Raw genomic sequence first — 12588 nt, 5'->3', positions numbered from 1 at the left:
CTGGAGAATTCCTGAATACGAAAAAGAAAGAATAAAAGGCAGGAGCCTATAAAGGCACCGCTATATATAGTGGCTGTCGAGTCGCGGTCAAGCGCGATCCCCTGCCGCCTCCTGCCCGATCAGCGCCGGTTCGGCCTCGATCAGAGCAAAGCGCGGGACCGTCTCGCCGTCCAGTTCGACCGTACCGCAGAACATCTCCAGCGGGCGCACCCACAGGCCGAACTCACCGTAGAGCGCCTGGTAGACCACCACCCATTCCTCGGTTTCCGAGTGCCGCGCGGTGCCGAACACACGGTACTGCGGCCCCTTGTAGTGGCGATAGAGCCCTGGTTGCAGCTGCATGTCGTTCTCCTGAAAAACAAAAACCGGGGCACAGGGCCCCGGTCTTCGCATCGTCGAGCGCTTAGACGCGTTCGAAGATGGTGGTGATGCCCTGGCCGAGACCCACGCACATGGTGGACACACCCAGAGTACCGCCGTTCTGCTTCATCACGTTCAGCAGGGTGCCGGAGATACGCGCACCGGAGCAACCGAACGGGTGACCCAGGGCGATGGCGCCGCCGTGCAGGTTGACCTTCTGCTCCATCTTGTCGAGGAGTTTCAGGTCCTTCAGCACCGGCAGAGCCTGGGCGGCGAAGGCTTCGTTCAGCTCGACGAAGTCGATGTCGTCCATGCTCAGGCCCGCACGCTTGAGTGCCTTCTGAGTGGACGGAACCGGGCCGTAGCCCATGATCGCCGGATCGACACCGGCAACAGCCATGGCGCGAACCACGGCCATCGGCTGGATACCGAGGTCCTGGGCGCGCTGGGCGCTCATGACGATCATGCAGGAGGCGCCGTCGGTGATCTGCGAGGAAGTACCCGCAGTCACGGTGCCGCCTTTCGGGTTGAACGCCGGCTTCAGGGCAGCCAGGCTCTCGATGGTGGTCTCGGGACGAATGGTTTCGTCGAAGTCGAACACCTTGAGGAAGCCGTTCTCGTCGTAGCCTTGCATCGGGATGATTTCATCCTTGAACTTGCCTTCGACGGTGGCCTTGTGCGCCAGACGGTGCGAACGCTCACCGAAGGCGTCCTGCTGCTCACGGCTGATGCCGTGCATCTTGCCCAGCATCTCGGCGGTCAGGCCCATCATGCCCGAGGCCTTGGCGGCGTACAGGGACAGGTGCGGGTTCGGATCGACGCCGTGCATCATGCCGACGTGGCCCATGTGCTCCACACCGCCGACGACGAACACGTCGCCGTTGCCGGTCTGGATCGCCTGCACGGCAGTGTGCAGGGCGCTCATGGAGGAACCACACAGGCGGCTGACGGTCTGGCCGGCAGAGGTGTGCGGGATCTGGGTCATCAGCGACGCCATGCGCGCGATGTTCCAGCCCTGCTCCAGGGTCTGGTTCACGCAGCCCCAGATCACGTCTTCTACTTCAGCAGGGTCCAGCTTGGCGTTACGCGCCAGGACGCCGCTGATCAGGTGTGCCGACATGGTCTCGGCACGGGTGTTGCGGTGCATGCCGCCCTTGGAACGACCCATCGGCGTACGGCCGAAGTCGACAATGACTGCGTCTCTCGGATTCAGGCTCATATCTCTACTCTCGCTCTGATCGTTGCGCGATTAACCGAAAAACTTCTGGCCGTTTTTGGCCATTTCGCGAAGTTTGGCGGTCGGCTGGTACAGCGCGCCCAGTTCGGCGTACTTGTCCGCCAGGGCAACGAATTCGGCTACACCGACGGAATCGATGTAACGCAGTGCACCGCCGCGGAAGGGAGGGAAGCCGATGCCGTAGATCAGGCCCATATCGGCCTCAGCTGCGGTTTCGACAATGCCGTCTTCCAGGCAACGAACGGTTTCCAGGCACAGCGGGATCATCATGAAGTTGATGATGTCTTCGTCGCTCAGCTCGCGCTGCTCTACGACGATGGACTTCAGCAGCTCGTAGGCGACCGGGTCGGAGACTTTTTTCGGCTTGCCGCGCTTGTCGGTCTCGTAGGCGTAGAAGCCCTTGCCGTTCTTCTGGCCCAGGCGATCGGCTTCGTACATCACGTCGACGGCGGTCTTGCCCTCAACGGCCATACGATCCGGGAAGCCTTCGGCCATCACGTCACGGCCGTGGTGGCCAGTGTCGATGCCGACTACGTCGGAGAGGTAAGCCGGGCCCATGGGCCAGCCGAATTTCTCCATGACCTTGTCGATGCGCACGAAGTCCACACCGAAGCCCAGCAGCTTGGAGAAGCCGCCGAAGTACGGGAACAGTACGCGGTTGACCAGGAAGCCCGGGCAGTCGTTGACCACGATCGGGTTCTTGCCCATCTTCTTGGCGTAGGCCACGGTGGTGGCAACGGCCACGTCGCTGGACTTCTCGCCACGGATCACTTCCACCAGCGGCATCATGTGCACCGGGTTGAAGAAGTGCATGCCGACGAAGTTTTCCGGACGCTTCAGGGCTTTGGCCAGCAGGTTGATGGAGATGGTGGAGGTGTTGGATGCGAGGATCGCATCGTCCTTCACCACGCCTTCAACTTCGGCCAGAACGATCTGCTTGACCTTCGGGTTCTCGACCACGGCTTCGACGACGATGTCGACGGCACCGAAGTCGCCGTAGGACATGGTCGGGCGAATGGCGTTGAGGGCTTCAGCCATCTTGGCCGGAGTCATGCGGCCTTTCTCAACGCGCTTGCCGAGCAGCTTGGAGGCCTCGTTCAGACCCATCTGGATACCCTCTTCGCGGATATCCTTCATCAGGATCGGAGTGCCTTTGGAAGCCGACTGGTAGGCGATGCCGCCGCCCATGATGCCGGCGCCGAGTACGGCAGCCAGTTTCACGTCGCGAGCGATCTCGTCGTGCTGCTTGGCCTTCTTCTTCAGCTCCTGATCATTCAGGAACAGACCGACCAGGCTCTCGGCAACCGAGGTCTTGGCCAGCTTGACGAAGCCGGCGGCTTCCACTTCCAGGGCCTTGTCGCGACCGAAGTTGGCGGCTTTCTGGATGGTCTTGATGGCTTCGACCGGCGCCGGGTAGTTCGGGCCAGCCTGACCAGCCACGAAACCTTTGGCGGTTTCGAAGGCCATCATCTGCTCGATGGCGTTGAGCTTGATCTTTTCCAGCTTGGGCTGACGCTTGGCCTTGTAGTCCAGCTCGCCGGAGATGGCGCGCTTTACCAGGTCCAGAGCGGCGTCCTTGAGCTTGGCGGGAGCGACGACGGCGTCGACCGCACCTACTTTCAGGGCGTCGGCGGCCTTGCTTTCCTTACCGGAGGCGATCCACTCGATGGCGTTGTCGGTACCGATCACGCGCGGCAGGCGCACGGTGCCACCGAAGCCCGGGTAGATACCCAGTTTGACTTCCGGCAGGCCGATCTTGGCGCTCTCGGAGGCGACGCGGTAGTCACCGGCCAGGCACATTTCGAAACCGCCGCCCAGGGCGATGCCGTTGATGGCGATGACGGTCGGAACGGCCAGGTCTTCGAAATCACTGAAGATCTTGTTGGCTTCGAGGTTGCCGGCAACCAGCTCTTCGTCGGGCAGCTTGAAGTTGTCGACGAATTCGGTGATGTCGGCGCCGACGATGAACACGTCTTTGCCGCTGGTGACGATTACGCCCTTGATCGAACCGTCGGCCTTGATGGCGTCGACCGACTGGCGCAGCTCGCTCAGGGTCAGACGGTTGAACTTGTTAACGGACTCACCCTTGAGGTCGAAATTCAATTCGACGATGCCGCCCTCAAGAGCCTTAACCGTGATGGCTTTACCTTCGTAAATCATCAACTGATCTCCACGGTATGGAAGCTGAACTGTACACGTCGGAGCTAACCTGCCTGGGGCACCCGCGGCACAGGCCGTCGAGCATAGTCCCAATCGGTGCAGCACACCCACCAACGCGATAATCGGGCTGTAAAGGCGCTGCCACCAGGGGCAGAGCGCTCAATTCATACGCCCGTTTGATTTGGGTGGGCGTACATTCAGTGAAAACCCGGCAATTGTCAATTGCCCGTCGCAGGCGCCCCGAATGGGTGCAACGTCACAGAATGACCGAAGATGGGTGCATTGCTCAGAAAAGCCGCCTGAGCCCAGGCGCCAGAGCGGTTGGTGCAGGCCCGCGGACGATGCAGTCAGGCCACCGCCGCCAGTAGCTCGGCAACCCGCCGCAGCTCCTCTTCGCCACCGCGCTCCCCCCAGTACAACGCCACCATCTGCGGCCCGGCCTCGACCTTGTAGACATCGGCCGGCAAGCCTTGCAGACGCTCGAGCATGACCGCATCGGTGCAGGGCTCGCGCCACTGGTTGCACCACTGCCCCGGTGCGACCTGCCAGTACAGCCAGCTGTCAGCGCGGCCGGCACGGCGAGCTCGGTGATATTGCGCACAGCTGCCCGGCGGTGACCCGGTCAGCCAGTGCGGCCACTCCTGCTGGCTGAGCTGCATACCCAAACCCAGGCGCCGCGCGGCCAGGCGCAGCTCCATCTGCCCGCGCTGGCGCGGTGAAGGACGCAGCCACACCAGCGGACTGAGCGCCGCGGCCACGAGTAAAAGCACTATCCACCAGGTCATATCTATCACTTGCAGGGAAAGCCTGTGTTATGAAGTGAGCAAAGCCATACTGCAAGCATGACCACTCAGTGGAGGAGACTCAGATGCCCTACCAGCACATCCTGATCGCCGTCGATCTGACCGAGGAATGCCATCCGGTAGCCGAGCGAGCCTTGGCCATCGCCGCCAGCGGCGGTGCCAGGGCCTCGCTGGTCCATGTCGTCGAGCCGATGGCCATGGCCTTCGGTGGCGACGTGCCGATGGATCTGTCGATGCTTCAACAGCAGCAGTTCGATCAGGCCCGCGAGCGCCTGGAGGGCTTCGCCGGCCGCTATCCGCAACTGGGTGAAGAACAGCGCCACCTGACCTATGGCCAGCCACGCCAGGAGATTCACCGCCTGGCCGAGGAACAGGGTTGCGATCTGATCGTGGTCGGTAGCCATGGCCGCCATGGCCTGGCCCTGCTCCTCGGCTCCACCGCCAACGATGTACTGCACGGTGCGCCGTGCGACGTACTGGCGGTGCGCCTGAAAAAACCCAAGGAGTAAACCGAGGCCCGGCAACGGGCCTCCGTCACTTATTCCTGAACGTCGCCCGCGCTCATCACCAGCGGGCGAATCTTCTGCAGCTGAGTCTCCAGCGACACCGTCATGCTCGACGACATGGAGAAGAAGGTGAGGAACGCCTTGAGGTTGGAGTCGCCTTCACAGACATCGTGAATGCGCTGCCAGAACGCCTGGTTGACCAGCTGCAGCTGCTGGAACTGCTTGACCAGGCCCTTCAGGTCCCAATCCGCGCGACGCCCCTCTCGGTAGTTGAAGTACTGCCGGGTCAGGTACAGCGAGATGGTGCGCAGGATGAATTCCTGGCTGCTGGCGAACGGCAGGTGGTTCTGCGCCATCGGCTTGAGCTTGCCCAGCACCGGGCAGGCGCTGGTGGCCATGATCACGCCGAGCAGCGAGCGCAAGCCCTCTTCCAGGCCGACCTGCTTGTTGTACTCACGCTCCGGGGTGCGCACCCAGACCTGGGCCTTCTTGATCGCCGGCAGGCCGTGGAAGTCCTCGATCACCCTATGCAGGTCGACCGCCGCCGGGCAGCGGCTGAACTCGTCTTTCTTCAGTGGGCAGTTGCTGCACTGATTGTGTTCCAGGCGCGTCCACTTCGGCGTCGCCTCGGCACCCTGGGGGTCGTACTGACGGTCCAGCTCGATCCTGTAGCTGAACTGATGGTTGTCATCCAGGGTGATGCGGTACTCAATCGCCATGCATGTCTCCGACAGGCTTTTCAGGCTTCCAATTCGGCCCAACGCTCCAGCAGTTGGTCCAGTTCTTCTTGTAGGCGCTGCAGGCGTTCCAGGGCGGCGCCGGTGATGGCCGGGGCCTGCTGGTAGAAGGCCGGATCGGCGATCTGCGCCTGCAGTTGTGCCAGCTGGACCTCCAGGGCGTCGATCTGCCCGGGGATGGCCTCCAGCTCACGCTGCAGCTTGTAGCTGAGCTTCTTCGCGGCGGCCGGAGCCGCCTCTTTCACTGTTTCCTTCACCGGCGCAGCGGGTGCCACTGCGCTCAGTTCCGCTTTACCCGATTTGCTCTCGCCAACACCCAGCAGGCGTGGCGAGCCGCCCTGGCGCAACCAGTCCTGGTAGCCGCCCACGTACTCACGCACCCTGCCCGCGCCTTCGAAGACCAGCGTGCTGGTCACCACGTTGTCGAGGAAGGCCCGGTCGTGGCTGACCATCAGCACGGTGCCGGGGAAATTCAGCAGGACCTCTTCGAGCAGCTCAAGGGTTTCCACGTCCAGATCGTTGGTCGGTTCGTCCAGCACCAGCAGGTTGGCCGGCTTGCTGAACAGCTTAGCCAGCAACAGGCGCGCCCTCTCCCCTCCGGACAATGCCTTGACCGGCGTGCGTGCACGCTGCGGACTGAACAGGAAATCCCCGAGATAGCTCAGCACGTGGCGACTCTGGCCATCGATAATGATGAAGTCGCGCCCCTCTGCGACGTTGTCGATCACCGTCTTTTCCGGTTCCAGCTGATGGCGCAGCTGATCGAAATACGCCACTTCCAACTTGGTACCTGCCACTATCGTGCCACTATTTGGCTGCAGGTCGCCAAGCAGCAGTTTGAGCAGGGTGGTCTTGCCGGTGCCATTGGCCCCGAGCAGGCCGATGCGGTCGCCGCGCTGCAGCACCAGCGAGCAGTCGCTGATCAGCGCAGGTCCCCCTGCGTGCGCAAAACTGACATTTTCCGCCACTATCACCTGCTTGCCGGACTTCTCCGCCGACTCCAGCTGGATGTTGGCCTTGCCCTGGCGCTCGCGCCGCTCGCTGCGCTCCATGCGCATGGCCTTGAGCGCACGCACGCGACCTTCGTTGCGGGTACGCCGGGCCTTGATGCCCTGGCGAATCCACACTTCCTCCTGGGCCAGACGCTTGTCGAACAGCGCGTTGGCGGTTTCCTCGGCGGCCAGCTGCTGCTCCTTGTGCACCAGGAAGCTGGCGTAGTCGCCGTTCCAGTCGATCAGCCCGCCGCGGTCCAGTTCGAGGATGCGCGTGGCCAGGTTCTGCAGGAAGGAACGGTCGTGGGTGATGAACAGCACGGCGCCGCCGAAGTCCTTCAGCGCCTCTTCCAGCCAGGCGATGGCGCCGATGTCCAGGTGGTTGGTCGGCTCGTCCAGCAGCAGCAGGTCCGGCTCGGAGACCAGGGCCTGGGCCAGCAGCACGCGACGACGCCAGCCACCGGACAGCTCGGCCAGGGTCTTGTCCGCCGGCAGCTGCAGGCGGCTCAGGGTGCTGTCCACCAGCTGCTGCAGGCGCCAGCCATCCTTCGCCTCCAGCTCCTGCTGCACATGCATCAGCTGGTTGAGGTCTTCGTCGTTGTGGATGTTCTGGCTCAGGTGGTGATAGCGCGCGAGCAGCTCGCCGACGCCGGCCAGACCCTCGGCGACCACGTCGAACACGGTCCGTTCGTCGGCACGCGGCAGCTCCTGCGGCAGTTCACCGATCTTCAGCGCCGGGGCGCGCCAAATCTCGCCGTCGTCGGGCATCTGGTCGCCCTTGACCAGGCGCAGCATGCTCGACTTGCCGGTGCCGTTGCGGCCGATGATGCACACCCGCTCCCCCCGGGCGATCTGCCAGGACACCTTGTCCAGCAGGGGCATGGCGCCGTAGGCCAGGGAAACGTCGGAAAACTTGAGCAGGGTCATGGCTACCACCTTGGAAAACAGGCGCGCATTCTAACCGAGTTGCGCTGGCCCAATGCCGGCGCATTTGTCGCACGCGCCCGCGGCATTCTCGTGCCACGCGCAACAAGCTAAGCTAGGCGCATTTTTGGAAGCACCCCGCTCCATCTCGTTACTTCTGCCCGGATGTGTCATGCGCCGCCCTCTGTTCTGCCTGCTTTCCACGATCCTTTCCTGCGCCCTCGGCCTGTCCAGCGTCCAGGCCGCCAGCCTGGCCCAGCAGCGGCAGATGTACGACGAGGCCAAGCGCGCCCTGGCCAAGGGCGACAAGGGACCATACCTGCGCTATGCCAATGCCCTGCGCGACTATCCGCTGACGCCCTACCTGGCCTATGACGAGCTGACCGCTCGCCTGAAGTGGGCCAGCAACGACGAGATCGAAGCCTTCCTCACCGAGCATGGCGACCTGCCCCAGGCCGGCTGGATGAAACTGCGCTGGCTGCGCTGGCTGACCGAGCGCGGCGAGTGGCAGACCTTCGCCAACTACTACGACCCCAAGCTCAACTTCACCGAACTGGACTGCCTGTACGGCCAGTACCTGTACAAGCAGGGCATGAAGGCCGAGGCGCGCGCCGCCGCGGAAAAGCTGTGGCTGATGGGCAAGTCCCAGCCCGAGGCCTGCGACACCCTGTTCAGCCTGTGGCGCGCCGATGGCCAGCTCACCGAGGAGAATCGCTGGAAGCGCGCCAAGCTGGCCGCCGAGGCTCGTAACTATGGCCTGGCCAGCTATCTGGTGAAGGGCCTGCCGACCTACGGTAAGCAGGGCCAGCTGATGATCGAAGCGGCGCAGAAGCCGCAGATGATGAGCCAGACCGCCCGCTTCGCCCCCGCCGACCGCCACATGGCCGACGCCGCCGGCCTCGGCCTGCGCCGCCTGGCCCGCCAGGATCCGGAGAAGGCCCTGAGCCTGCTCGAGGTCTACGCCGGCAAGCTGCCGTTCTCCGCCGAAGAGAAGGTCGCCATCGCCCGCGAGATCGGCCTGACCCTGGCCAAGCGTTTCGACGTGCGCGCCCTGCAGATCATGGCCCAGTACGATCCGGAACTGCGCGACAACACCGTGTCCGAATGGCGCGCCCGCCTGCTGCTGCGCCATGGCCGCTGGGACGAGGCCTACCAGTTGACCAGCCGCCTGCCGGCGGACCTGGCCACCACCAGCCGCTGGCGCTACTGGCACGCGCGCAGCCTGCAACTGGCCCAGCCCCAGGACCAACAGGCCCTCGCCCTGTACCAGCCGCTGGCCAAGGAGCGCGATTTCTACGGCTTCCTCGCCGCCGACCGCATCCAGGCACCCTACAGCCTGAACAACAAGCCGATGGCCCTCGATCCGCAACTGGTGCAGAAGGTGCGCAACACCGCCGGCATCCGTCGCGCCCTGGAATTCCACGACCGCGGCCAGATCGTCGACGGCCGCCGCGAGTGGTACCACGTCAGCCGCCTGTTCAGCCGCGAGGAGCTGGTGGCCCAGGCCAAGCTGGCCTACGACAAGCAGTGGTACTTCCCGGCCATTCGCACCATCAGCCAGGCCAAGTACTGGGACGACCTGGATATCCGCTTCCCCATGGCGCACAAGAGCAGCCTGACCCAGCAGGCCAAGCTGCGCGGCCTGCACTCCAGCTGGGTGTTCGCCATCACCCGCCAGGAGAGCGCATTCATGGCCGACGCCCGCTCGCCGGTCGGCGCCATGGGCCTGATGCAGCTGATGCCGGGCACCGCCAAGGAAACCGCGCGCAAGTTCGGCATCCCCCTGGCCAACCCGCAGCAGGCCCTGGTGCCAGAGAAGAACATCCAGCTCGGCGCCGCCTACCTGAGCCAGGTGCACGGCCAGTTCAACGGCAACCGGGTGCTCGCCTCCGCCGCTTACAACGCCGGCCCCGGTCGCGTGCGCCAGTGGCTGAAAGGTGCCGACCACCTGGCCTTCGACGTATGGGTGGAGAACATCCCGTTCGACGAGACCCGCCAGTACGTGCAGAACGTGCTGTCCTACTCGGTGATCTACGGCCAGAAGCTCGGCGCGCCGCAGCCGCTGGTGGACTGGCACGAACGTTTCTTCGACGACCAGTGAAAATGCAAACGGGCGCCTCGGGCGCCCGTTTGCTGTAGCCCGGATGCAATCCGGGAATAATCTCCTCACGACTTCCCGGATTACCTCCGGGCTACGCCAGCTACTCCAGCACTGCCACCGGCATGCCCACGCGCAGCTCACCCACCCCACGCGGCAGTAGGTTCTGCCCGAAGTACACCTCGCCGTTACGCTCGCGGTAGGTCTTCAGGGTGGTCAGCGGCTCGCGGTCGGCGTTGCGCTCACCGGTCTGCGGGTCGATGGTGGTGAGGATGCAGCGGCTGCAGCCCTTGGCCACCTCGAACTCCAGCTCGCCGATGCGGATGCGCTTCCAGCTGTCTTCGGCGTAGGGCGCACTGCCCTCGATCACCAGATTGGGACGGAAACGCAGCATCTCCAGCGGCCGCCCGACCCGCGCGGACAGATCATCCAGGGACGCCTGGCCGATCAGCAGCAACGGGAAACCGTCGGAAAACGCCACCCTGTCACCGGGCTGGGCGTAGCCGGTGTCGACCTGCCGCGCCCGCGCCTCGGGCACCTGCACCAGTCGGCAGGGCCGGCCGATAAAGGCGCTCAGCCATTCGGCCGCCGCATCGCCTGCATCCGGCACGCGCAGGCTGTCGCGCCACACGGTGACGCCACGCAGATCGGCTTCCGGGTCGGGCAGCGCCACCTCGATGCCGTCAAAGCCCGGCGCACTCAGGCTCAGGCCGCCCTCGGCGTTGTACAGCGCGCTCAGTTGGCTCATCTGCGGCAACAGGCGCTGGGTGAGGAAGCGCCCGCTCTCCGGCTCCACCAGCATCCAGCGGCGGTCGCCGCGCAGGCCAAGCACCTCCAGCGGCGAACTGCTCAGACTTTCGCCGCGGGCGGACTTGAGGGGATAGCGATACAGGGCGGACAGCTGCATGAAAGCCTCGCGTAGGAAAAAAGGATTAATCGCTCGTTCAACCGAAGGAGCGATGTGCTCGGCGTCACACTATTTGTAACCATGCCCGCGCGAGTTCAAGCCACATAAAACCAATAACAGTGCTGCAGGTGTACTCATGCCCGCCCATCAGATTGCTGCCGTCCCGGCCGAGCCGGCCCGCTCAACCCTTCCCGGTGCCTACCCGCTGCTGGTGTTCTGCCAGCTGTTCCTGATCGCCGCGGTGCTGACCCAGGCGGACAACGGCCTGCGCCTGGTCGCGCTGGCCATGGCGCTGCCGATCTTCATCCTCGGCTGGCGCCTGCACAAGGCGCAACGAGTGAACATACTGAGCGAGCGCCTTGCTGCAATCAATGGCAGCCTGGTCGACCTCACCGGGCCTGCCGCCACGGATTCGCCGGATGGCAGCACACAGGTCCTGCAGAGCCTGACCGCACGCCTGCGCGACAACATCGCGCGCCTGCAGCAGAACAGCCTGCAGGTCGCCGCCACCTCGGCCGGCAGCCGCCTGCAATCGGAACGCGCGGCGCAGGACGCGCTTCAGCAGCAGAATCTCTCCGAACTGATCTTCCAGGCCAGCGAGCAAACCACCGGCGCCCTGCAGGACATTTCCGCGCGCACCGGCGGCATCACCGAAATGAACAGCCGCAATCTGGACCTGGCGCGTCAGTCACAAAGCCAGCTCGGCGACGCCTGCCGGCACATGCAGGCGATCAGCCAGACCATGGACGGCTTCCAGCACAATATCGCGGCGTTGGAGAGTACCTCCGCGCGGGTGCGGGAGATCCTCACCACGGTGCAGGACTTTTCCGCGCAGACCAACATGCTCGCCCTCAACGCCGCCATCGAGGCAGCGCGGGCCGGCGAGCAGGGCCGTGGCTTCGCCGTGGTCGCCGACGAGGTACGCAATCTCTCGCTCAAGGTCGGCAGCGCGGCGCAGCAGATCGGGCAGCTGATGGAACAGATGGCCAGCGCCATGTCCGGCGCCGAACGTCAGACCCGGGACATGCACGAACAGAGCACCACGGCAGGCGCGGCGGTAGGCGTTGCCGCCGACCAGTTCGCCACCATGGTCGAGGACTTCCAGCGCGCCAACGACGACCTGCTGATGGTCAGCAGTGCCCTCGAGGAGCTGACCGCGACCAATGCCGAGACGCACCAGCACAGCAGCCGCATTCGCGACTTCAGCCTGACCATCAGCGCCTGCATGCAGCAGAGCTTCACCCAGGCCGACCGCACCCGCGACAGCGCCAACCTGCTGCTGCAGGACCTCAGTGGCTTCCGCCTGGGCCACGGTCGCCTGGAGGCGATCATCGACATGCTCATGCTGAGGCGCGCCGATATCGAGACTCGGCTGGACGCCCTGCAGGCCTCCGGCATCGACCTGTTCGATCACAACTACCAGGCCATCGCCAACAGCAACCCGCCCAAGCACAACGTGAGCTGGGCGGAGCCCTATCGCCGGCAGATCCAGCCTCTGCTGGACCAGTGGGATACCGGCGGCAAGGACGGCGTGCTTTACGTCGCCCCGGTCAACGACCGTGGCTACCTGGCAGCCGCCCGCAGCGCGGCGTCGCAGGAACCCTGCGGCGATCCGGCCATCGACGCGGCGAAGAGCACGCACCTGCGCTTCTTCGGCTCGGCGGTGGAGCACGAGAACATGCGCAAGTGCAGCCATGTGAGCATGGGAACCTTCGTGCTGCCGGGCACCACGACGGTGATCTTCGTGATGTACGTGCCCCTCATGGTCGGCGGGCGCCGCTGGGGCACCATGAGCGCGGGCGTGTTGCCGGCGGCGATTGGCGTGTAAGAGGCGGCCAGGGCGCCGGGCGCGCCCTGCCGGAGC

General features: G+C 64.6%; 10 protein-coding genes. 3 read left to right on the top strand and 7 right to left on the bottom strand.

All coding sequences use genetic code 11. The annotated features are described in order from the left end of the window. Window positions 1-87: 87 nt before the first annotated feature. The 4 genes from N7607_RS09615 to N7607_RS09600 form a co-directional block, all read right to left on the bottom strand. On the bottom strand, window positions 88-342 hold the full coding sequence (locus tag N7607_RS09615; protein WP_279866417.1) for a DUF1653 domain-containing protein: 255 nt from the start codon (window positions 340-342) through the stop codon (window positions 88-90). Window positions 343-403: 61 nt separating this feature from the next. Beyond that, entirely contained in the window at window positions 404-1579 is a 1176-nt protein-coding gene (fadA, locus tag N7607_RS09610) for an acetyl-CoA C-acyltransferase FadA (RefSeq protein WP_279866419.1), read from the bottom strand. Window positions 1580-1609: 30 nt separating this feature from the next. Next, complete coding sequence (fadB, locus tag N7607_RS09605) at window positions 1610-3757, bottom strand: fatty acid oxidation complex subunit alpha FadB (protein WP_279866420.1); 2148 nt, start codon at window positions 3755-3757, stop codon at window positions 1610-1612. A 347-nt stretch (window positions 3758-4104) separates the two neighbouring features. Then, window positions 4105-4542 (bottom strand): hypothetical protein, encoded by a 438-nt coding sequence (locus tag N7607_RS09600; RefSeq protein WP_279866422.1) that lies wholly within the window; start codon window positions 4540-4542, stop codon window positions 4105-4107. A gap of 83 nt (window positions 4543-4625) precedes the next feature. Here N7607_RS09600 and N7607_RS09595 point away from each other — a divergent pair, with 83 nt between their 5' ends. Then, on the top strand, window positions 4626-5069 hold the full coding sequence (locus tag N7607_RS09595; RefSeq protein ID WP_279866423.1) for a universal stress protein: 444 nt from the start codon (window positions 4626-4628) through the stop codon (window positions 5067-5069). Between the two features lie 29 nt (window positions 5070-5098). Here N7607_RS09595 and N7607_RS09590 read toward each other — a convergent pair whose 3' ends face one another. Together N7607_RS09590 and N7607_RS09585 are read right to left on the bottom strand one after the other, a co-directional pair. Continuing rightward, window positions 5099-5785, bottom strand: coding sequence for a hypothetical protein (locus tag N7607_RS09590; protein ID WP_279866424.1), 687 nt, complete (start codon window positions 5783-5785; stop codon window positions 5099-5101). A gap of 20 nt (window positions 5786-5805) precedes the next feature. Further along, window positions 5806-7722 (bottom strand): ATP-binding cassette domain-containing protein, encoded by a 1917-nt coding sequence (locus tag N7607_RS09585; RefSeq protein ID WP_279866425.1) that lies wholly within the window; start codon window positions 7720-7722, stop codon window positions 5806-5808. A gap of 169 nt (window positions 7723-7891) precedes the next feature. On the opposite strand from N7607_RS09585, the gene N7607_RS09580 reads away from it, so the two are divergent. Beyond that, the gene (locus tag N7607_RS09580; RefSeq protein WP_279866426.1) at window positions 7892-9820 is read left to right on the top strand and encodes a transglycosylase SLT domain-containing protein; all 1929 of its coding nucleotides are present in this window, start codon (window positions 7892-7894) and stop codon (window positions 9818-9820) included. 100 nt (window positions 9821-9920) lie between these two features. On the opposite strand, the gene N7607_RS09575 is transcribed toward N7607_RS09580, so the two are convergent. Next, on the bottom strand, window positions 9921-10724 hold the full coding sequence (locus N7607_RS09575) for an MOSC domain-containing protein (RefSeq protein ID WP_279866427.1): 804 nt from the start codon (window positions 10722-10724) through the stop codon (window positions 9921-9923). A 136-nt stretch (window positions 10725-10860) separates the two neighbouring features. Between N7607_RS09575 and N7607_RS09570 the strand changes: the two genes are divergently transcribed. Beyond that, window positions 10861-12552, top strand: a complete 1692-nt coding sequence (locus N7607_RS09570; RefSeq protein ID WP_279866428.1) for a methyl-accepting chemotaxis protein — start codon at window positions 10861-10863, stop codon at window positions 12550-12552. Window positions 12553-12588: the final 36 nt, after the last annotated feature.

The organism is Pseudomonas sp. GD04019 (assembly GCF_029837695.1).
Lineage (GTDB): Bacteria > Pseudomonadota > Gammaproteobacteria > Pseudomonadales > Pseudomonadaceae > Aquipseudomonas.
Note: the sequence above shows the minus strand (reverse complement) of the source record. Positions and strands in the feature narration are given on the sequence as shown.